This is a genomic window from Jeotgalibacillus salarius (genome assembly GCF_004405125.1).
In the GTDB taxonomy this organism is placed as follows: Bacteria; Bacillota; Bacilli; order Bacillales; family Jeotgalibacillaceae; genus Jeotgalibacillus; species Jeotgalibacillus salarius.
Genome location: NZ_SORX01000011.1, coordinates 16,446 through 37,054, shown reverse-complemented (window position 1 = coordinate 37,054; position 20,609 = coordinate 16,446). Strand labels below are relative to the sequence as shown.

General features: G+C 43.7%; 18 protein-coding genes. 6 read left to right on the top strand and 12 right to left on the bottom strand.

What is annotated here, in order from left to right; all coding sequences use genetic code 11:
- Positions 1 to 30: 30 nt before the first annotated feature.
- From addA to E2626_RS14860, 5 genes are all read right to left on the bottom strand, one after another.
- Positions 31 to 3,696 (bottom strand): helicase-exonuclease AddAB subunit AddA, encoded by a 3,666-nt coding sequence (addA, locus tag E2626_RS14880; RefSeq protein ID WP_134382580.1) that lies wholly within the window; start codon positions 3,694 to 3,696, stop codon positions 31 to 33.
- Complete coding sequence (addB, locus tag E2626_RS14875; RefSeq protein WP_134382579.1) at positions 3,693 to 7,142, bottom strand: helicase-exonuclease AddAB subunit AddB; 3,450 nt, start codon at positions 7,140 to 7,142, stop codon at positions 3,693 to 3,695. The genes addA and addB overlap by 4 nt, the downstream gene beginning before the upstream one ends.
- A 310-nt stretch (positions 7,143 to 7,452) precedes the next feature.
- On the bottom strand, positions 7,453 to 8,004 hold the full coding sequence (gene lepB, locus E2626_RS14870; protein ID WP_134382578.1) for a signal peptidase I: 552 nt from the start codon (positions 8,002 to 8,004) through the stop codon (positions 7,453 to 7,455).
- On the bottom strand, positions 7,959 to 8,663 hold the full coding sequence (locus tag E2626_RS14865) for a TVP38/TMEM64 family protein (RefSeq protein WP_134382577.1): 705 nt from the start codon (positions 8,661 to 8,663) through the stop codon (positions 7,959 to 7,961). Before E2626_RS14865 ends, lepB begins: the two co-directional genes overlap by 46 nt.
- A gap of 186 nt (positions 8,664 to 8,849) precedes the next feature.
- On the bottom strand, positions 8,850 to 10,829 hold the full coding sequence (locus E2626_RS14860) for a S9 family peptidase (protein ID WP_134382576.1): 1,980 nt from the start codon (positions 10,827 to 10,829) through the stop codon (positions 8,850 to 8,852).
- Between the two features lie 162 nt (positions 10,830 to 10,991).
- On the opposite strand from E2626_RS14860, the gene E2626_RS14855 reads away from it, so the two are divergent.
- Positions 10,992 to 11,387: a YhjD family protein gene (locus E2626_RS14855; protein ID WP_134382575.1), complete on the top strand. Its 396-nt coding sequence runs from the start codon at positions 10,992 to 10,994 to the stop codon at positions 11,385 to 11,387.
- On the opposite strand, the gene E2626_RS14850 is transcribed toward E2626_RS14855, so the two are convergent.
- Complete coding sequence (locus tag E2626_RS14850; RefSeq protein WP_134382574.1) at positions 11,327 to 11,968, bottom strand: competence protein ComK; 642 nt, start codon at positions 11,966 to 11,968, stop codon at positions 11,327 to 11,329. The two genes, E2626_RS14855 and E2626_RS14850, sit on opposite strands and share 61 nt — an antisense overlap.
- A 208-nt stretch (positions 11,969 to 12,176) precedes the next feature.
- Here E2626_RS14850 and E2626_RS14845 point away from each other — a divergent pair, with 208 nt between their 5' ends.
- The 3 genes from E2626_RS14845 (at position 12,177) to E2626_RS17280 (ending at position 13,500) form a co-directional block, all read left to right on the top strand.
- On the top strand, positions 12,177 to 12,416 hold the full coding sequence (locus E2626_RS14845) for an IDEAL domain-containing protein (RefSeq protein WP_166786846.1): 240 nt from the start codon (positions 12,177 to 12,179) through the stop codon (positions 12,414 to 12,416).
- A gap of 144 nt (positions 12,417 to 12,560) precedes the next feature.
- Positions 12,561 to 12,935 (top strand): hypothetical protein, encoded by a 375-nt coding sequence (locus tag E2626_RS14840; RefSeq protein ID WP_134382572.1) that lies wholly within the window; start codon positions 12,561 to 12,563, stop codon positions 12,933 to 12,935.
- A 76-nt stretch (positions 12,936 to 13,011) separates the two neighbouring features.
- Positions 13,012 to 13,500 carry a hypothetical protein gene (locus E2626_RS17280; protein WP_166786845.1) on the top strand — a complete coding sequence of 163 codons (489 nt, stop codon included), beginning with the start codon at positions 13,012 to 13,014 and terminating at the stop codon, positions 13,498 to 13,500.
- Here E2626_RS17280 and E2626_RS14830 read toward each other — a convergent pair.
- From E2626_RS14830 to E2626_RS14810, 5 genes are all read right to left on the bottom strand, one after another.
- Positions 13,497 to 13,889 carry a thiol-disulfide oxidoreductase DCC family protein gene (locus E2626_RS14830; RefSeq protein ID WP_134382570.1) on the bottom strand — a complete coding sequence of 131 codons (393 nt, stop codon included), beginning with the start codon at positions 13,887 to 13,889 and terminating at the stop codon, positions 13,497 to 13,499. The two genes, E2626_RS17280 and E2626_RS14830, sit on opposite strands and share 4 nt — an antisense overlap.
- Positions 13,889 to 14,707: a YihY/virulence factor BrkB family protein gene (locus tag E2626_RS14825; protein WP_134382569.1), complete on the bottom strand. Its 819-nt coding sequence runs from the start codon at positions 14,705 to 14,707 to the stop codon at positions 13,889 to 13,891. The genes E2626_RS14830 and E2626_RS14825 overlap by 1 nt, the downstream gene beginning before the upstream one ends.
- Before the next feature lie 71 nt (positions 14,708 to 14,778).
- Positions 14,779 to 15,084 (bottom strand): AzlD domain-containing protein, encoded by a 306-nt coding sequence (locus tag E2626_RS14820; protein WP_134382568.1) that lies wholly within the window; start codon positions 15,082 to 15,084, stop codon positions 14,779 to 14,781.
- Positions 15,081 to 15,800 carry an AzlC family ABC transporter permease gene (locus tag E2626_RS14815; protein ID WP_134382662.1) on the bottom strand — a complete coding sequence of 240 codons (720 nt, stop codon included), beginning with the start codon at positions 15,798 to 15,800 and terminating at the stop codon, positions 15,081 to 15,083. Before E2626_RS14815 ends, E2626_RS14820 begins: the two co-directional genes overlap by 4 nt.
- Positions 15,801 to 15,957: 157 nt before the next feature.
- On the bottom strand, positions 15,958 to 16,734 hold the full coding sequence (locus E2626_RS14810; protein ID WP_134382567.1) for an enoyl-CoA hydratase-related protein: 777 nt from the start codon (positions 16,732 to 16,734) through the stop codon (positions 15,958 to 15,960).
- 139 nt (positions 16,735 to 16,873) lie between these two features.
- Here E2626_RS14810 and E2626_RS14805 point away from each other — a divergent pair, with 139 nt between their 5' ends.
- A complete protein-coding gene (locus E2626_RS14805; protein ID WP_166786844.1) occupies positions 16,874 to 18,508 on the top strand; it encodes an ABC1 kinase family protein in 1,635 nt (544 codons plus the stop codon).
- A 5-nt stretch (positions 18,509 to 18,513) separates the two neighbouring features.
- On the top strand, positions 18,514 to 18,765 hold the full coding sequence (locus E2626_RS14800) for a hypothetical protein (RefSeq protein ID WP_134382565.1): 252 nt from the start codon (positions 18,514 to 18,516) through the stop codon (positions 18,763 to 18,765).
- 45 nt (positions 18,766 to 18,810) lie between these two features.
- On the opposite strand, the gene E2626_RS14795 is transcribed toward E2626_RS14800, so the two are convergent.
- Positions 18,811 to 20,364 carry a fatty acid--CoA ligase family protein gene (locus E2626_RS14795; RefSeq protein ID WP_134382564.1) on the bottom strand — a complete coding sequence of 518 codons (1,554 nt, stop codon included), beginning with the start codon at positions 20,362 to 20,364 and terminating at the stop codon, positions 18,811 to 18,813.
- Positions 20,365 to 20,609 lie beyond the last annotated feature (245 nt).

The window sequence follows — 20,609 nt, the reverse complement described above, 5'->3', positions numbered from 1 at the left end:
CGTATCCCTCCGGCTAACCGGTCATTCCGGTCAGATCTCTTCTAATTTAATTGTCAAATCTGCATTGAAGAAATATAAATATACTTCATCAATTTTTCTATTCAAGCTTTCCTCGAGTGCTTTTTTATAAAGTGAGAGCTGAAGCCTGTAACGCTCAGCAAGTATTGTTTCAGCATCCGGCTGCGTTCGGTCTACATAATCAGTCTTATAATCGAGCAGCACCAGTCCTTCTGCATCTTCAAATACACAGTCTGCAATCCCCTGTATGAGCACATGATCTTCAACATGCTGACTGATACCCGTTTTCTGCGGTGATGTTGCATACGTAAATGGCACTTCTCTTCTTACCTGACTCGCACTCAACAACCGTTTCCCCAGTGGTGATTGGAAAAATGCAGTGACATGACTGACATTTACTGTTTCAGCCTGTTCTTCGGTAAGGATTTCTCTGACAATCAACTTGGCAACTAATGCTTCTATATCTTTTTGATCCGGAATCTTCTGCAAAGGAACCTGCTGCATCACTGTATGCATAATCGTTCCTTTTTCCGCAGCAGTCATCTTTTCCTGCTGAAGAAATGCAGGACGTTCATACAATTTTTTAGAAGGCTTAACCAGCGTATCTGCCGCTGTTTCGTCAAACGTTTCATGCTGGCGTTTAATTGAAGAAACGGATTGCTTTGATTTAATCATAGAAGCTGCTTCATGTGGATAGATCCAATTCAGCCGCTCCATTAAATCTTCGTACTGGTCACTCTTTCCCGGGACCGTTTCGTGGTTTTTGACATGGGACAGCCATTCAGCAGCAGTTTCTTCTTTCTTCTGTTCTGTTGTAAATAATTGTTTGTGGTACACCTCCATATTCCACACAGAAGCATCTTCAAACAAACCTGATGGAACAGAATGAATTGCATGCTTGTGACGCGCAAGTGCCGGTCCAATCCAGTCTAAATACTTTTTTGCACCTTTTCTCGTATACTCCGGTAACAGCCACGAATCATGTGAACCTGAAAGCGTCCATTTGGCTTTCAGCTTTTCAGCATCAGGTACCGTTCCGATCAGGATAAGCTCCTCTTTCGCACGTGTCATTGCTACATAAAGGACTCTCATTTCTTCAGCAAGATTCTCCAGTCGCTTCTTTTCTTTAAACGCCATTTGAGGAAGCGTCGTGCTGCTGATTCTGTTTTCAATATCGACATAAGGTACCGCAAGACCAAAGTCTTTATCTAACAGATAGCTGCCTCTCAAATCCATTTCATTGAACTGCCGTGCCATTCCTGATATAAAAACTATCGGGAATTCCAACCCTTTACTTTTATGAATTGTCATCATGCGCACGACATCTTCCTGTTCACTCAGCGCTCTTGCAGCACCCAGGTCATCCCCTCTGTCTCTCATCCGTTCAACAAATCTCAGGAATCTGAACAGCCCGCGAAATGAAGTGGATTCATACTGTCTGGCTCTGTCATACAATGCGCGCAGGTTCGCCTGACGCTGTTTTCCACCGGGAAGTCCCCCTGTGAAATCGTAGAATTGTGTGTCTCTGAAAAGCTGCCACACAAGTTCTGACACTGCTCCGGTTCTTGCCTGGGCACGCCATTTCCTAAGTGAAACCAAAAACCATGAACATTTTTCTTTTAAAGATGAGTCAGCATCTTCAGCGGACATGTAGACCTGAAGCGCATCCCAAAAAGTGCCTTTAGGATCAGCTTCTCTGATTTTCGCCAGCTCTTCTTCCGTACATCTGACTATGGGCGAACGAAGGACTGAGGCAAGCGGAATATCCTGAATCGGATTATCAATCACTTTCAATAAAGACACCATAATCGCTACTTCTGTCGCATCAAAATAACCGGTTGACAGATCTGCATACAGCGGAATGCCTGCCTGTCTGAATTCATCCATGATATCAGGCGTCCATGTCATGGATCTTGTTAAAATGACGATATCCCTGTATTCGAGCGGCCTGTACAACTTCTTTTTCACATCATATATCTGACGGCCGTTGTCAATCATCCCGCGTATTTCTTTAATCATATAGCGGGCTTCGAGCGTTGATCTCTCAAGTTCTCTTTCATCCATGACTTCTTCAGGCATTTCCTCCTGAGGTGCGTCTTCATCCGCCTGATCAATCACTGCAAGCTTGACCGGAACTGTGATATCTTCGGGATAAGGTGCACCCGGAATGAGCTCTGCATCTTTATCGTAGTCAATTTCCCCGACCATCTCACCCATAATTTGACGGAAAATGAAGTTCACTCCGTTCAGCACTTCTGGACGGCTTCTGAAATTCTTAGCCAGGTCGATTTTCTGACCGCTGCCTGGCTGCTGAAATGTACGGTATTTTCCGAGAAACAGGTTTGGCTCTGCCAGTCTGAAGCGATAAATAGACTGCTTTACATCCCCTACCATAAAGAGGTTCCCGTCTTTTTCATTACCTGACTTTACAAGCTGCAGAATTGTTTCCTGTACCATGTTCGTATCCTGGTATTCATCGACAAGTACTTCTTTGAACTGGTTACGGTAATGGTATGCTGCCTGCGAAGGACCATTCGTTCCGGGATCTCTTAAGATCTCCAGACAAAAGTGTTCCAAATCATTGAAATCAACTAAACCGCGCTCTTCTTTCGCTGACTTGAATTCCTTTTCGAATATTCTAACCAGCTCAATCAGCGTTGATAGTCTCCCTGTCATCTGATTCATATCATCCAGCAGCTGCTCAGGGCTGCGGATAAAGAAATGATCTTTTAAATCATTGACCATCTTCTTAGCCTGATCACGCCACTTTTTTGCCTGTTCGGCGAGTGCTTCATCAAACTCTTCCCCTTTACAAGGCTTCAGTCTACCCATTGAAAATGCGGACAGTGCTGCTTCAACTTCTTTCCACCCAGCAGCATTCCGGATAATGTTCAGCTGTCTGATATCATCATCAAAATTTTCCGCTCTCAGTGAAGGACCTCCCGGCTTTCTTGCCGCATCAAGTGCCAGCTGGATCAGTTCAATTGCACCTTCTGTTTCAAGCTGGACGTGAAACAGTACATAATTTGCAAGCGGATGGTCATCAATCTGCAGACCATCCGTCCGGTGAAGATCAACGATACCGTCAAGCCAGTGACCCGGGTCTGCGTGAGAACGTGAGAACGTGTGAAGCTTTCTGATCATCTGATGGAGCGCATCATCACTTCTATCGTTCGTTACGGCTTCCACGAGTTCAGTAAATGAATGATTGTCCGGAATCCCATACTCATGCTCAAGTATTTCTTCTATGACTTCATCCTTCAGCAGTTCAGCTTCCGTAGCATCTGCGATTCTGAAGCCTGGATCTATATCAATCAAATAATAGTATTTTCTGATCACTTCAAGACAGAATGAGTGCAACGTAGAGATCGACGCTTTGTTGATCAGTGTCAGCTGCTTTCTCAAATGTCTTGAATCCGGATTTTCAGTCAGCGCTTTTTCAAGTGCCTCTCCTACACGGTGCTTCATCTCAGCAGCCGACGCATTGGTAAAAGTAACGACAAGTAATTGATCAATGTCAGTCTCAGCATCCAGTACTTTTTGAATCAACCGCTCAACGAGTACAGCCGTTTTGCCGGAACCCGCCGCTGCTGCGACAAGGATATCACTGCCTTTTTCAAAAATCGCTCTCCATTGTTCATCTGTCCAGGTGACGTTTTCAGGTTTTACTGGAATCAATCGTCTTCTCCTCCTTTCGTGCCGGAAAATAAATCATCTGCTTTTTTAGGCTTTAATGACCGGTATTTATTCTGCTCAAGTGCAGGATCAAACTGGCACACAGATCGGTATGAACAGAACTGACATGGCGTTCTTTTTTTATATTCATAAGGATCAATCGAAACATCTCCAGCTTTAATTCTGTCTCCTGCCGACCGGAACATTGATCGTGTGTGTGCCCTCATATCATTAAATTGGTTTCTGCTTGCCGTTTTTGAATTCGACCGCAGTGTACCATCTTTTTTCAGTCCTGCCGAAATGATCGAAGAGTTGCCTTCTTCAAGCGTCATGTCCATCAGCCGGACTACTTCTTCATCTCCGAGAACGAGACCCTTCATCTTATACTTTTTCAACATTTCCTCCTGCATTTCCTGAGTGCTGATCGGTTTTTTCGTTTTAACAACCGGGTTATGAAGGTGGAAATAGAGTATGCCAGCTGGTTCCGCTTCTGTCTGAACCAGCTCAGCGGAATTCATTAAAGCCACATCAAGATATGTCATCATCTGAAGCGAGAGACCATAATAAATTTCCGTAAAGTCAAGGTCCCTGACACTTGATTTATAATCGATTACACGCAAATATACTTTGTCGCCGCTACGTGCCTGATCAACCCGGTCGATTCTGCCCTGCAGAGACATCGTATCACCGTCACTGAGCGGAATTGTATGAGGTGGCAGCTCTTGTCCAGGTCCAAATCCAAGTTCCACTCTGAGTGGCTCAAAGTTTCCTGCCCGTGCATGCTCACTTAAGATATATGAGGCTTGACTGATCACAGCCTGAAGTTTTTTTGCAATATAACGATATTTATTGGAGCTGTTTAAAATATCATATTGCAGCTGCGGGCCGATGTGGCTGACTGCCTTTTGTGCCAGGTCAGCGCACTGTTTTTGAGACAGGCTCTTCCAGCTGATTTCCTGTTGCAGCAGTTCTTCAGAAATCCATTTTAGTGCTGCGTGGAAAAGCTCACCGATATTCGGTGCATCCAGCTTGAAAACACTTCTCTCATGAAGGCGCAATCCATGACTTGAGAAATGTTGGAATGCACAACTGTTCATCCGCTCAATTCTTGACACACTGGCCATCATGGAGCTGCCAAACAGACTTTCTGCCATTTCTTTCGATAAAGGTCTGGCAGCATTTTCATAAAATAAACCGGACAAAATGCGCTTACTTTCCTCTTTCCAGAAAGGATCAGATACATAATAGTTATACACATCACGCCATATGTCAGCTACCGGATAATCTTTTCTCAGCTGTTGAAGCTGTGACGTCATAAATGACGCTGTCGGCAGCGGATGGCAGATATAATCGAGCTGATCCCCGGCCGGGACCTCAACAGGATCATTTACCGCAAGCATCCTGTTATGGTCCGGCAGCATTCCTGTCACTTTCTTGATATACGGTGAAACGATCAGTGCCTTGCCTTCTTCATCTGCCAGAGGGTATGAAATATACAGTTTCTCTGAAGGAGAAGTAAACGCCCGGTAGGCGACAAAGTCTTCATCCTGAAGCTTCTCACGCGTTCCGGGTGCCAGGTTCATCCCTGCCCGTTCCATAAAGATTCTGTCATCCTCAGCCAGAATGCCGTCATCCTGCATTCTGGCAGGCATGACACCATCATTTACCCCCAGCACAAATGATGCACTGACAGCCGGAAGCCGTGACAGCTCAAGATCTGCGATGATGACCTGGTCAATCGCTGGCGGAACAAGAGAAAACTCGAGCGTTTCCATTCCTGAATCCAGAATTTCGCTAAACTCATTAAGCGGCAGCTGATCTTCACCGGTAATCTCGACAAACTGATCCAGTAATTCAACAACCGCTGCCCAGGCCTGGTCGTGTTCCCTTGCTGATTCAACATCCCCTTTTTCTTCAGCAGCTGCTGCCATCCGCTCGAGCTTTTCAGGCACATCAAGTTCTTCAAGAAGCAAAAAGACCGCTTCACAATAGGCATGGACTGTACCTGCATTTTTCAAGCGCTCCGCAAACTGATTCATTGGTGCTGCAATCATTGATCGCGCTTCATTTAAGTCATCCTGTATCATTTTTTCTTCTTCATTCTGCGGCACCCTCACGAAATCGAGTCCTTTGAACTGTTTATAATAGAAGTCTTTATGCCAGCGGTCTCCGTGAATACCCTGGGCCAGTACATAATTTTCAAGCCTGTCCATCTTTGCTCGAAGCAGTTCCTGGTCTGCTTCTACAGGGAAAAACAACTCTGTTTTCACTGCTCTGAAAACTGCTTCATATCGCCAGTTTTTAGTGATCACTTCGAGTGAAGATCTGATGAACTCAATCAATGGATGATTCAGCATTGTTCTTTTTTTATCTATAAAGTACGGAATTTCATAGTCTTTAAAAACAGGTTCAATGATTTCATGGTATGCTTCACCATTTCTGGTCAGGACCGCTATATCTTTGTAGCGGTAGCCCTCATTTCTTGCAAGTTTTCTGATTTCCCGTGCTGCTGCTTCTGTTTCTGCTCTTCTATTCGCAGCTTCAATGATTGTTACATCAGCTTTTTGATCATAGACAGCTCCGAGACTTTCAAAAGATTGCTCTAGAAAAGACAATCCCCTGCCTTTGTATTTCGCGTTTTCTTTATGCTGTTCAATATGTACTTTTTCTCCGGCAGCTGTTGCGATCCCTTTTAGCTTATTGACTGTATCAGTCGTCTGTCGAAATAACAGAGGATCTTTAGCATCCAGATCTGCGGTAACGGCAGCTGTTACTTTTTTTGAATAGCTGAGCAGCTTCTCAATCACCAGATATTCCTGCGGTGTGAAGCTGTGAAAGCCGTCAAGGTAGATATCCGCCTGGCTGATCAGCTCAGAATCTTTTATTTTTTCAGCAAGCAGTCTTAAATAATCTTCTGAATCTATGTATTTATCTTTTAACTGATCATCGAAACCGGAATAGATCCGTTCGATATCTTTTAGTTTATCAATTAGCGCTTTGGGAGCTGTTTCACTCATTTCAGCTGTTTTTTCCAGCAGGTTCTCAGGATTTATACAATATCTCCTGAACTCAGTCAGCATTTTTTCGACATGTCCGACAAAACCATGTTTTCCGGCTGCACGTCCGAACATGACCATCTGATCTTTTTGTTCATTGATCAGTTTTCTGACGAGCATACTTGCTCCGGTACGGTTGATATGGATACGCGAAGCACCACCGGTTTCCTGAAGAATTCTCCACGCAAGGCGGGTAAAACTTAATACCTGCACTCTGACCATTCCACCTGTTTCAAGTGCCAGACGGTATTCTGACTGGAATGTCATCTGTTCAGGTACAATCAGCAGGATTGGATCACCTGATGGATTGTGTTTCACTTTTTCGGTGATCTGATGCATGAGTTCATCTGTTTTTCCGGTTCCCGAGCGTCCTGTTTTGATCGTAAGCGGCATGATCGTGCCTCCTTTGTCGTTTGCATATAGCTATTATCTTACAATTGGCTGTTAATGAAAAGCGGGTGGTATATGAAAAGAGCCATCCAATTGGACAGCTCTTTTCATTTATTTATAAGGCTCTCTTAAAGTTGGCTGTTGATTTCCGCTTCAGGCGGACGCTTTCCGCATGGATGGGCCGCTACTTGGCCCCATCCGACCTCCTCGGCGCAAGCGCCTGTGGGGTCTCACCTGTCCGTCGTTCATGCTGGAGTCGCCACCTTACGCTCCAATCACAGCTGTGCAAAAACAACATTGGGCTACAACAAATTTACTCATAAAAACGCATATCAAGGTCATTCAGCGGCCAGTATCTGAGGTTTACTTTTCCGACGACGGAGTCCTGATCGATAAAGCCGAAGATACGGCTGTCGAGGCTCTGCTGTCTGTTATCACCTAACACGAAGAGCTGCCCTTCCGGAACTTCTGACTGCCCTGTGAGTTCTTCGAGTGTGAAATCACCTGTCAGGCGGCCATCGCCTGTGCGGAATTCTTCAAGATATGGTTCTTCATAATATTCTCCGTTTATATAGAGCTGGTCTTCTTCATAAGAGATTTCGTCTCCCGGAAGTCCAATGACTCTTTTCACATAATCTTCTGATTCATTTGCGTGAAAGACGATGACATCAAACCTGTTGAAATCACCTATCTGATAACCTATTTTATTAATGACGAGTTTATTGCCATCCTGCAGTGTTGGCTGCATGGATACACCTTCTACGACATAATTTGAAAAAAGAAATATGCGGACTACTAAGACGATGACTACGCCCACTGCTAATGCTTTGAGCCATTCGAAGCCTTCTTTTTTCCACGATTCCATCTATTCTCCAACCTTTCATTTCCGGCAGACTTTCTATGACGCTCAGGCATCACTATGTCACGTTCCATTTTTTTATTAATCATTTTTTCTACTCTTTTTCCTACCAGCCACAGGAGCACAATGGCGCCAAGTACAATCGCCGTTTTAACCGGTTCCCGGATCAGTGACACGATATCTGCACCGATAAATGAAATCGTTGAAATCATGACCAGCTTCCCTGTAACGACAGCAAGCATATATTGCATGACGCTGATACGCGATAATCCCGCTACAACATTGACTAGTGCAGATGGTGTAAAAGGAAAGCACAGCAGCAGAAATAATGGTCCGAAACCATGGCGTTCCACCCAGGTCGTAAGCTTTCTGACCTGCTTTTGATTACTCAAAAAGTAAAACAGTTTCAGGTGTCCAAACCGTCTGATCAGCCAAAAGACCATCAGTGCTCCTACTGAAGCGCCTGCCCATGAGAGCAGTATACCAAAGAGTACGCCATAAGCATTTGCATTCGCCACTACAAAAGCGACGAGCGGCAGAAAAGGCAGAAAAGCTTCAAGAACCGGTAATAAGAAGCCGATCAGTGGTCCGAATGCCCGGTACTCTGCAATCAATTCACGTAGATTTTGTAATGTAAACCATCCCTCAAGAGTTTCCAACGTCATTCAAACGCTCCTCTGATCAATATCACTAGCGGTATTTTTTTCAGTATAGCATAGTCAGGAAAATACCGCCTATTGTGGCTACATTTTTCCCTGATTTCATCTTATACAAACCAACCCGGGGATTGGTTTTGCCCATAAAAAAGCTGCCCGGAATCCATAATGATTTCCGGACAGCGCTGCTATATATTAAATATACTCTTTCATCCAGCCAGCCAGATGATTCAGTCTCTCAAGTCTCAGTTCCGGCTTTCCTGTTCTCGACAGGTTGTGGTCTGATTCAGGGAATCTGACGAGCCTTGTCTTCTTTTCTTTTCTTTTCAGCGCAATGTAAAGCTGCTCAGACTGTTCGATTGGACAACGGTAGTCATTTTCACTATGCATAATCAGAAGCGGTGTGTTGATCTGGTCCGCATAAGCGAGCGGTGAATGCTTCCAGAGTGTATCAATATCACCGAGATCAGCCTGTATTTGCCATTCGCTGAAATAGTAACCGATATCACTGACACCATAGAAACTGATCCAGTTGCTGATACAGCGCTGTGTGACTGCAGCCTTGAAACGGTCTGTATGCCCTGTAATCCAGTTGGTCATAAAGCCTCCGTAGCTTCCGCCTGTTACGCCAAGACGCTCAGCGTCAATAAAGTCAAACTGCTCAAGTGCGCCATCCACAGCCACCATTAAATCACGGTAATCTCCGCCGCCATAGTCTCCTCTGACTGCGTTGACAAATTCCTGTCCGTAGCCGTGGCTTCCTCTCGGGTTTGTATAAAGAACTGCATACCCTTCAGCTGCAAGCAACTGCATTTCGTGGAAAAATGTATTGCCGTACATTGCGTGAGGACCCCCATGAATATTGAGGATCATCGGAACTTCTTCTCCATCTTTAAAACCTGCCGGCTTCATGAACCAGCCGTGTACCGTATAGCCATCTGTGCTTTCATAAGCAACCGTTTCAGGTACCACGATTTCAACTTCTTCAAGCAGCTGTTTATTTACATTTGTCACCTGGCTGGCTTCACCTGTTGGAACGTGAATCACATGAAGGTCTCCCGGGTTTTCCGTTGTGCTGATCGCAGCTGCTATTTTCTGAGAAGCGCCGTGTACATCAAATCCGTATACATGGTGCGCCCCTTCATATGCCGGGTAAACTTCCCCTTCTGTTGATGCGTAATAAAGGTTAACATTCCCCTGATCCGTGATGACAAAATAAAGGCTCTTGTTATCAGCCCAGACAGCTCCCTGAACATTTGCTCCCTGCTGAATATCACCAATTGCATAATCTCCTGCCGGTGCATCAATTCCTTCAGTCAGACATTCAGAAACACCTGTCGCTTTATTCCAAACCCACACTTCACTGTGCGTAGCGTTCTCATACGTTCTTGCGGCTGCTGTAAAAGCTAGCTGATCCCCTTCAGGTGACCATGCTGCGAATCCGACATAACCTTCAGCAGTTTTAATCTTTTCGCGACTGTCGTCTTCAATGTTATATAGATAGAGTTCGTTGTTAAATGAGAAATCTTTTTCTTTGGCATCTGCATCTGTCGCAAATGCAAGCTGTTTGCCGTCAGGTGACCACGCAAACAGTGAATAACTGTCTTCGCCTTTTGTCAGCTGGCTTATTTCTTCTGATGCGAGGTCAATGACTGCGATCTGCTGTTTTTTATCGTCCAGCAGTCCCGCTCCGTCTGCTTTATATTTCATTGAGTCTGTTACGTAAGGCTTTAATTTCTTATCTTCATCTTCTTTCTCTTTCTTTTCAATAAGAGAGTCTTTCGGTTCTAATGATGCAGTGAATGCGAGCTTGCCGCTGCACGGTGACCAGACCGGATTGCCTGCACCGTTTTCAGTGTCAGTCACCTGCTTTGCTTCCCCGCCCTTTACCGGTAGTACAAAGAGCTGATTTTTTCCTGAGCGGTTTGAAACAAAGGCCACTTTTTTACCGTCCGGTGACCACCTTGGTGATGAAACTTTGTGATCTCCGTATGTCCACTGTTCAATGTCTCCGGTTTCCTGGTCGAGCAGGAAAAGGTTTGAAGTATATGTATGTTCTTCATTGATATGTGTTTTTACAAAAAGAACGTTCTGTCCATCCGGTGACCACCTCGGGTCAGTTAAAGATTCGATTTTATATAGATCTTCTGCTGTCATATGGCGCTTTTGTGTCATGAAATCTCCTCCGGTGCATTAAATATTTCGGCTATCGAGATAAACCGCTTGTTCTATTATCAGATTTTTTGGTGAATAATGCAAACAAATAGTAGTTGTAAGTTTTGAAAATCTGTGTAAAATAATATAGAACACATGTTCGTTTTACAGGAGGAGATTTCAATGACCAAGATTTCTGCAGAGGATCGGGACCGTCTGGAGAACGCTTTTTATCTGCCGATGGTACTGAAGGTTCTTGAACGTGATCAGATTGTGATTGAAAAAAGTGGCGTGAAGCTGCCAAGACCTTATATTGAATTAATTGAAGACACGATGATCGCCGTTCAGCGTGAGCTTGCGACTGTGAAGAAGTATATGAAAGATCACGGCATGAAGGTTGTAAAACTGAAATCTGACGAAGCTTTCACTTTGTATCTGTTTGTGTATAAGGGCTATGAAGAGCAGCATAACTATTTCAATCCGCGGCTCAGAAATCACGTCGAGAACCTGCTGAGGTACTATTTAGTCGGACGGTTAAAATCTATGTCACCGCCGTCAACCGGTTTACTGCGGTCCTGAGAATCTGCATTTTCAATTCTGTCGAGATACTCTGCAAACATAAAGCGCTTTTGATGAAGTCTGATTTTGTAGGTATCTTCCGTTTTTTCACGAATGCCATCGATATTCTGATGAAGCTTGAGGGATAACACAGAAGCTTTTAAGTACTGGAGGTGTGTCGCCCTCCTTGAAATGGGTAAAGTAATATCAACGTTTCCGGATAACGTAATCGTTGTTTCATTGCTTATATCGTCTGTTTTTTCCATGTTGATTACATGATGAAGGGCAATCCAGTAGTTTGATTTGTTTGAATCAGCGTGGGTTGAAAAGAAATAAATACCTGTTACCGGGTCAATCACGATCGGAGGCTTGTGGCTGATGCGTGTGAGGAATCTGGATGAGGTTTTGCGTCCTTCGTAGGTTGAGAAATAGTATAAACAGGAATGTTCGATGATTTCCATTGGTTTCATATCAACCAATACAGGCGGCCTGTCTTTTTCATAAATGATTGTTCCTGCCAGTCTTCCTTCTTCAATCCTCGGTTCTAAAAGCATGGTACTTGCATTAATTGTGTAAGTCGACATCATTGTCACAAATTCCATTTTATCACTCCTTTAAATTTTTATGGCACTATCATATCCTATTTATTTACTTTATGTATACATAATTTTTTCGAAATATGTTCTTGGATAAGCAGCAATCATTGATTTTTCCGGTATCAAAAGTTATATTGTCTAAAAATTTAAAACTTTCTGTTGATATTCTTTCGGATATTCTCTATAATGAAAAAAAGTAGCAGAGGTGATGAAGATGGAAAACAACAAATCGTTCGCAGAGTTTATGAATGAGTCAACCGTCCCTCAGAAACAATCCAGTGAAATGACGATGATGGAGATTTACGTAGACATGGTACTGAATGAAATTTTGGTCCGTCATCGCAAAGAACAGCTTGTAACAGCTATTAACGAAGCGTTAGACAGCAAAGATCAAGACGCTTTTATGAAGTTTTCATCAGAATTAAATACATTAGAGGATACACACGGTGTGTAGTACTTGAGCCCCCTGCAGACAGGCAACAATCATGCAGGGGGTTCAACTTTTGTCATAAAATCGCCACCCCTCCATAGTGGCATTTAACACACTGATCATGAATAATAGAACTATCCTATACAATTCATGATAAGGAGCACCCGTATGATAAGAGAAGAATTAAACGACACATTTTTATTCATCATTGAATGGGGATTCGTCGCAGCCACTCTTGCAGCACTTATATTTGTACTCTTTTCAATCAAACGCGCACCGCGTATGAAAACCGCATTTTTATGGCTGGCTGCCCATCTTGGACTGACTATCATCGCATACATTGTATTCTGGATGGGGTTAAGAGGCGGATTCAGTGACTCTACCATTGAAAACCTTTCAGATCAGATACATTTCCTGCTTGGTGTCGCAGGACTCGTATGGCTGTCAGGCATGCTTTGTCTTGTCCTCAGCATTCAACTTTTAAAAGATCAGTTCAGACCAAAAAACTATACACCCATTCATAACGACAAAAACGAAGGCTGAGATGCCTTCGTTTTTATATTCCACCAGTTTCCAATTATGTTAGTATAGAAGCAACACTGATCTACAGGAGGATGTTATGCAAAATTCAGAACCTGCAGAAACTCAACAGAGCTCATCCACATACAAAGCTCAAACAGAACGTATTCAAATAAGTTTAATGGCACTCTGCCTGATACCTTTTCTTATTTTTTCCTGGAATGAGCCCATTTTTCGTTTTTCGTTTATTGCACTTATCCTCTATCATATTTCCTTATTATTCATTCAATACTCATTCTCCATTCAGGATTCCAGGCTAATTTACAGCCTCTATTTTATCAAATGGCCTATACGCACCAGAGAATTGAACCACTCAGACATCAGTCAGATCAAATTCAGACGTGAAAACTGGGCAGCAAAAGCCGCTCTGATTAAAACCCACAAAGGCCGATCCATACGACTTTACAAGTTTGATGGAAAAGATCTTTATTACCGCCTTGAGCAATACTGCAGTGAATACAGAGTTCCACTCAAAAAATCAAAAGACTATCTGTTCCTTGAAGATGTATATGAAAAAGACGCAGACTAATCAATCAGTCTGCGTCTTTCTTCTGGCGTTGGCAGTTTACATGACTGCTTTTTCCCAAACCAGTGAAATCTGTTCCTTGCAAAAGAATCATATGCCAGGTCACGTACCGGCCGCGGCACCAAAAGTAGAATCGAAAGAAGATTAACAGGGCCGTCAAGTGAACGGCAGATCCTGAGCGCAGCGTCAGATTTTATATATAACCTGTCATTTTCGATCAAAAGGACAGAATCAATCATTGGAGGCACATCAAACGTATTTCTCATCTTATGTCCGACTTCACCCTGCAGCGATGCAAAGTGAAAATGACCCGCACTGTCATGCTTCATAATGAACTGAACACTCCAGTCACACACATTACAATCCCCATCAAATAAAACGACAGCAGACATCATTCACTTCCCCTTTCCTTACCTTCCTTACCGTGAACATTCAAAAGCGCACCAAACAATAGAACAGCCGCTGTCAGATAAAACCAGATCATCATGACAACAACTGAAGCGAGCTGTCCGTATAGCTGACTGTAATTACCGTAGCCGACAAAGAGTGAAAATCCCTCAGAGATCAGCTGCCATGAAATCACCGCAAATACAGCTCCGGGCAAAACATCTTTCCATGAAAGGCCGTGTTTCGGCAAGTGTCTGTATAGTACCCAGAAAAAGACAAATAAAATAATTGTCCCGATTCCCCATCTGAGGGGCGTCCAGATGACAAGCCATTCAGCGTCAAACAGGAATGTCTCCTCAGCAATTCTTTGAACAACGTTTTCTATAATAGGAATCAGAATCGTCAGTGGTAAAATCAATGCAAACCCGATTGTCAGAAAGAAATCACTGAACAATCCTTTTATATAACTCTCACGTCTTTTAATCTTATATATATCAGTGAGGGAACGGACAAGCGACTGAATCGCCATAGAAGCCAGCCACATTGTTGAGAGGAAACTGATCGAAATCACTGTCCCCTGTCCGGAATCAAGAATCGTGGTTAAGTTCGTTTCGATTAATCCGTAAGTCTCGGGTGGCGCATAAGGTCTGATCACTGCAATCAGATCTGACGACGAGAACGGTAAAAAGCTTGTGCTTGAGACAACCATGATAAGGAAAGGGAACAATGACAGCATAAAATAGTAAGCTGTCTGCGCAGCATGATCATAATAGCCTTCCTTAAAAAAACGGGTCCCGGCATATTTCATTCTCTCAATTAACATTTCCTTCTCCTCCAAAAACGAAAGGGTCAAATATTACTCTTTCTTTTCCCTGTTTAAGCGGAATTAATCGATCAGGAGCCCATCAGCATATACACTGACAAAAACACAATAGATCCAAGTACCACGATCATGACATCCGCTCCGAGAAAAGCAAGCACAAAAGCAGCAGCTGCTCCGGCTATGCCGAACCAGATATCATCCGGCTGAATAAACAGAATGCCAGGGAAAATCAGTGCGCCAAGAACCGCATAAGGAATGTTCTTTAAAACGCCCTGCAGAAACGGTGGCAGCTCTTTTCCTTCAAGAAAGGTCAGTGGAAGCACACGCGGGATATATGTGACAATCGCCATTCCGATAATGACAAGAACCATATTCATTCCAGCTCAGTCCCCTTTCTTAAAACAGTGACCGCTTCAACTGCCATTGCAGATATCAAAGTAGAGACAGCGATTGCCCATCCAGTATCCAATAAGCCAGACATCGTAAATGCACTGTTCAGAAGTGCAGCGATTCCTGCCAGATAAGCCACCTTCATTTCTTTCTTCAGTGACGGGACAAGTAAACCGACAAACATCGCATACAAGGCAATCGCCATTGCCTGCTGCAGAAATTCCGGCAGGCTTGCACCGATCACATGCCCGATTCCTGTATTCACAACCCAGCTCCCATATGCAATCAGCATGACGCCAAATGCAAAGCCGGTGGATGTTTTACCTTCCCGTGTGGCAATGACTGTAAATGTTTCGTCTGTCAGACCGAAAGCATATAATGACTTTTTAGCCCGCGATTCCGGCTCCATTTTTTCATTTAACGAAGCAGACATGAGAAAATGACGGATGTTCACAATGAATGTATTAAAAATAATGACAGCAGCACCCGCTCCTGCTGCAATGAGTGACAGCGAAATATACTGTGCAGCACCTGCGAAGACAACAAGACTCATCAGCACCGCTTCAAAAAGTGACAGCCCGGTTGTTTTTGCCAGCAGGCCAAACGTGAGGGCAACCGGCAAATAGCCTACTGCTATACTGACCCCTGCTTTGAGGCCTGCTCTGAATCCTGATTTTTGTTCACTTACCGCAGCCATTTGCATGTATGTACCCCTTTCCCTTAAAGCTTCGGTCATTTTACAAAAAATACAACATGTTCATTTTACTACATTATACACATACATACAGCCAGCAAAATGCTGATTCCTTTAACTGAAGCGCAAAAAAAGAAGAGTGAACCTTGCCACTCTTCTTTGCTGTCTATTTCCCTTTGAATTCAGGCTTTCGCTTTTCAGAAAAAGCAATCAGCGCCTCCACTCTGTCTTCTGTCGGAATTGTCATCTCATATGCTTTTCTCTCAATCTTCAATCCTGTTTGGAGATCAGCATTCATCCCTGCTTTGATCGCATATTTTGCCTGTTGTAGAGCAATCGGTCCGTTTGCAAGCATGGCTTCTGCTAACGACATCACTTCATCATGCAATGCTGCTTTTTCGACGGCTTTTGTCAAAAGACCGTATCCATAAGCTTCTTCTCCTGTAAACCGCTTTGCAGTCAGAATCAGCTCCATTGCCTTTGCTTCACCAATCACTCGCGGCAAACGCTGGGTTCCTCCTGCTCCCGGAATAATCGCGAGACTTGTTTCAGTCAACCCCATTTTCGCCTCCCTGTCAGCTACACGGAAATCACACGCTAATGCAAGCTCCATTCCCCCGCCGAAAGCATGCCCGTTTATTTCAGCGATGACAGGCTGAGGAAGCCCTTCAATCGCACTGAACACTTCCCCGATCTTATAAATGTTCCGCTTCACCTGCTGGTCTGTCAGCGTTTTTCTTTCTTTTAAATCCGCACCTACGCTAAAAGCTTTATCTCCTGCCCCGCGGATCACCACCACTCTAACATCCGAATTAATCCGCAGTGCTTCAGCAGTCTGACCGAGTTCTGACAGCATCTGATAATTAAAAGCATTCATCGCCTCAGGACGGTTCAACGTAATTGTTGCCACTCCATTTCTCTGTTCTAACTGTATTGTCTCCATGACTGAAACCTCCTCAAATTATGTAAGCCTTTTCATTTACATATTGTAGCATTCGTTCCGGTTTCGTGCACATTCATATCCGTTTAGATTCAGTTCCGCGTGGTAAACTGTAACTAGCTGATTGAAGGCAAGAGAGAAGGTGTTTGCAACGAAAAAAGTAGCTGCTTACCGTATTTATAAAATTGTAACGATGGCCGTTAAGTTTTTCCTCCAGGTATATTTCTTCAACCGCAGATACCGCGGACGATGGGATCCATCTGTTGAGAAAAAGTGGTCGGATCTCGCAGGGAAGCAGGCCAGAGAATATAAACAGACCGCATTGAAACTCGAGGGACTGATGATTAAAGTCGGGCAGTTTCTGTCAACAAGAGCAGACATTATGCCCCGCTCGTTTATTCTGGAGCTTGAAGGTTTAACCGACAGAGTTCCCCCGGTCCCCTGGGAAAAAGCGAAACAGGTCATCGAAGAAGAATGGAACACGGACTATGGCAGCATGGTGCACAAAATTTCAGAAAAGCCGATTGCATCTGCATCAATTGGGGATGTATATCATGCATGGCTTCATAACGGTGATTCTGTTGCGATAAAAGTCCAGAGGCCGGGCATCGATTACATTATCAGAACCGATTTCAAGGCAATGAAAATTGTGATCTGGCTCGCTAAGAAATTCACCAGTTTTGGCAAACAGGCTGACTTAAATGCACTGTATGGTGAAATGGTCTCAGTCATAGGAGATGAGCTCAACTTTAAAAAAGAGCTGCAGAATGGCGTGGCTTTCGGCGAACGTTTTAAGGATACAGAAGGTGTCGTTGTACCAAGATATTATGAAGAGTATACGACCCGCCGCGTGCTCGTTATGGAATGGATAGAAGGATCAAAAATCACTGATCTTACCTTTCTTGACAAACACCATTTAAATAGAGAAGATCTGGCAGAAAGACTGCTGCTGTTATTTGTAGATCAGCTGTTAAATGAAGGTATGTTTCACGCAGATCCGCATGGCGGTAACATACTGATTAAGCCTGACGGTACAATTGTGCTGATAGATTTCGGTATGGTTGGCGTCATTCGCAAAAATGATGCCGAAGCTGTACAAAGAGCAGTGGAAGGCATTATTTTCGAGCGATACGGCGAGGTTGTTGGCGCTCTAGAAGACATGAAATTTCTTCTTCCTGCTGCTGACCGCGATATTTTGCAGGAAATCGTAGAAAGAGTTGTGGCAGTGTATAAAAGTGGCGACTGGCAGGATGGCGAAAGCATGATGATGGAAAAACTGCTCGAAGACATTCAGGAAATTGTCCGTACGCAGCCAATTCAGCTTCCAACAGAGTTTGCATTCTTTGGCAGAGCACTCTCCACTTTCACAGGTGTCATTTATACCATTTATCCGGAAGCTGACTTTATTGAAATGGCACGACCGACCATTGTACGTTGGGCGGCTGACCGCGGGGGTGAGGGAAATACGTGGCAGTCAGTGCTGCGAACGATACAGCCTTACCTTTCTGCCCCCTCAAAAATACTTGATGCGCTTGAAGAACCCAAACGCTACAGAAGATCGATGGAATCGTTCAAAAGGAAAGAAAGCCGGCTGACAGACCTGACAGGCAGACGCCGTGAAACTGTGTATATTACGCTGATTCCTTTTATTTCACTAAATGGAGCGGTATTTCTTGAAGAATGGATCATCGCAGGCAGCGCAGGTATTCTTACTTTAATTGGGTTAATGAGAGTGAAAGCTCTATCAAAAAAAATCCAGACAGACTATGAGGAGTGAAGTAAATGATTGAACAACCGAAAACTGAACGTGAATACAACGGCTCGAAAGGACCTTTTGAAGCTAAGCTTGAAGGTTTAGAGGATGGTTACAGAGTGACCGTTCGCGGGAATAAAGAAAAGATTCAGCAACAGCGCCAGGTAAAGCTCTCATTTATTGATTTTTTAAGAAAAGCTGACGTGGCCGGTTATCCGATTCTCTTCCCGTTTAATTTACTGCTGAGATTCTTTTCAGGATACAAGAAACCTAATATTTAAAAAACGTGCCGGCTGAGCTCCGGCACGTTTTTTAAATTCTTCCGTTTAAGACTGTTTTACCTGGTCACGAAGTGCTCTTCTCAGGATTTTACCTGTTGTATTTTTAGGCAGTTCTTCTATAAATTCAATCAGTGTCGGCACTTTATATTTGGCAAGTTTTTGTGTACAGAATGATTGAATGTCCTCTTTCGAAACTGCTTTATCTTTCAATACAACAAAAGCATGTACTGCTTCCCCGAAGTTCATATCAGGCACACCGACTACGGCTGCTTCAACAACAGATTCATGCGTGTAAAGCACTTCTTCCACTTCACGCGGATAAACGTTGTATCCACCTACAATAACCATATCTTTCTTACGGTCAACGATATAAAAGTAGCCTTCGTCATCTTTTTTCGCAAGATCACCCGTGAATAACCATCCGTCACGAATCGTTACTTCAGTTTCTTCAGGCATCTTGTAATAGCCCTTCATCACATTAGGTCCTTTAACGATTAATTCACCAACTTCGCCCGGAGGCAGTTCTTCACCAAGCTCATTGACAACTTTGTTATCAACATTTGTGATAGACGTGCCAATTGAACCGGCTTTCCGGTCGCGATCTAACGGGTTAAAGCACGTAACCGGTGAAGCTTCTGATAGTCCGTATCCTTCTGATACTCTCACGTTGAATTTTTGTTCAAAATTTTCAAGCAGTGCAACTGGCATAGATGCTCCACCCGAAATACACAGACGTACACTTTCAAAGCTGTTGCTGTTGGCTTCAGGATATTGAAGAAGGAAATTGTACATTGTCGGCACACCTGCAAATACAGTTGCCTTGTATTTTTCCACAACATCAAAAACATCTTTAGGACTGAACCTTGGAACGATCAGCAGCGTACCACCGTTAATTAAAGGTGCATTCAGTACGACTGTTAAAGCGAATACATGAAACATCGGCAGTGTCGTCACCACACGGTCTTCGCCGGTGATGTTTAAATATTCCGCTACATCCTTTGCATTTGAATAAACATTTTTGTGAGAAAGCATAGCCCCTTTTGGTTTTCCTGTTGTACCTGAAGTATAAAGAATGATCGCAGTATCATCCTCAATCAGTTCAGGTCCTTTATAGACAGGCTGCTGATTACTCATCGCCTGTGTAAAAGCAGTTACTTTCCCCTGGACTTCTTCAGGTAATGCTGCAAGTTTTTCAGCAGTTCCCTGCTCCGTTTCACACACCACGTAGTGTGCAACTGATGGCAGCGCAGCATGAGCCTTTTCAATTAAAGGCAACAACAGATCAAGTGCCACGACAGCTTTCACATCACCATCGCGAATGATATAGGCAATTTCGTCAGGTGTATAAATCGGGTTAATCGGAATGACAGTTGCCCCTGTTCGAAGCGCTGCATACATCGCAATGATGAAGTGTGGTGAATTACCCAGCAGCAACCCGACATGGTCCCCTTTTTTGATCCCAATACTCTCAAAAAAGTTCGCCATTTTATTAACGGCACCGTTCAGTTCAGCGTATGTAGCTGACTGATCTAAAAAATGATAGGCTGTTTTTCCGGAAAACTGCTCAGCAGCTTCCTGTAAACGAACTGATAAATTCAATTAATCCATCCCCTTTGTTTAAGTCTGGTTACAAATCCGCAGTTGTGAATGAATCATCATTCATTAAAATTCACAAAGAAGCGAATATTCTTAATAATTATAACGGAGTAAAGTCTTGTTATCAAGATAACGCTTTCATTTAAGGCAAATTCATATAAAAGCTATTTAGAGATGATTATATGTAACTGATTGTTAGCCTGGTAAAGTGTCCGGTGATCTTTTGTATCACCACAGATTATAATTGG

Excerpts from the sequence above, each read along its gene's own strand:
- addB (WP_134382579.1), bottom strand. The coding sequence starts at position 7,142 with ATGCCGCTTACGATCAAAACAGGACGCTCGGGAACCGGAAAAACAGAT.
- lepB (WP_134382578.1), bottom strand. The coding sequence starts at position 8,004 with ATGGAATCGTGGAAAAAAGAAGGCTTCGAATGGCTCAAAGCATTAGCA.
- E2626_RS14865 (WP_134382577.1), bottom strand. The coding sequence starts at position 8,663 with ATGACGTTGGAAACTCTTGAGGGATGGTTTACATTACAAAATCTACGT.
- E2626_RS14860 (WP_134382576.1), bottom strand. The coding sequence starts at position 10,829 with ATGACACAAAAGCGCCATATGACAGCAGAAGATCTATATAAAATCGAA.
- E2626_RS14855 (WP_134382575.1), top strand. The coding sequence starts at position 10,992 with ATGACCAAGATTTCTGCAGAGGATCGGGACCGTCTGGAGAACGCTTTT.
- E2626_RS14850 (WP_134382574.1), bottom strand. The coding sequence starts at position 11,968 with ATGGAATTTGTGACAATGATGTCGACTTACACAATTAATGCAAGTACC.
- E2626_RS14845 (WP_166786846.1), top strand. The coding sequence starts at position 12,177 with ATGGAAAACAACAAATCGTTCGCAGAGTTTATGAATGAGTCAACCGTC.
- E2626_RS14840 (WP_134382572.1), top strand. The coding sequence starts at position 12,561 with ATGATAAGAGAAGAATTAAACGACACATTTTTATTCATCATTGAATGG.
- E2626_RS17280 (WP_166786845.1), top strand. The coding sequence starts at position 13,012 with ATGCAAAATTCAGAACCTGCAGAAACTCAACAGAGCTCATCCACATAC.
- E2626_RS14830 (WP_134382570.1), bottom strand. The coding sequence starts at position 13,889 with ATGTCTGCTGTCGTTTTATTTGATGGGGATTGTAATGTGTGTGACTGG.
- E2626_RS14825 (WP_134382569.1), bottom strand. The coding sequence starts at position 14,707 with ATGTTAATTGAGAGAATGAAATATGCCGGGACCCGTTTTTTTAAGGAA.
- E2626_RS14820 (WP_134382568.1), bottom strand. The coding sequence starts at position 15,084 with ATGAATATGGTTCTTGTCATTATCGGAATGGCGATTGTCACATATATC.
- E2626_RS14815 (WP_134382662.1), bottom strand. The coding sequence starts at position 15,800 with ATGCAAATGGCTGCGGTAAGTGAACAAAAATCAGGATTCAGAGCAGGC.
- E2626_RS14810 (WP_134382567.1), bottom strand. The coding sequence starts at position 16,734 with ATGGAGACAATACAGTTAGAACAGAGAAATGGAGTGGCAACAATTACG.
- E2626_RS14800 (WP_134382565.1), top strand. The coding sequence starts at position 18,514 with ATGATTGAACAACCGAAAACTGAACGTGAATACAACGGCTCGAAAGGA.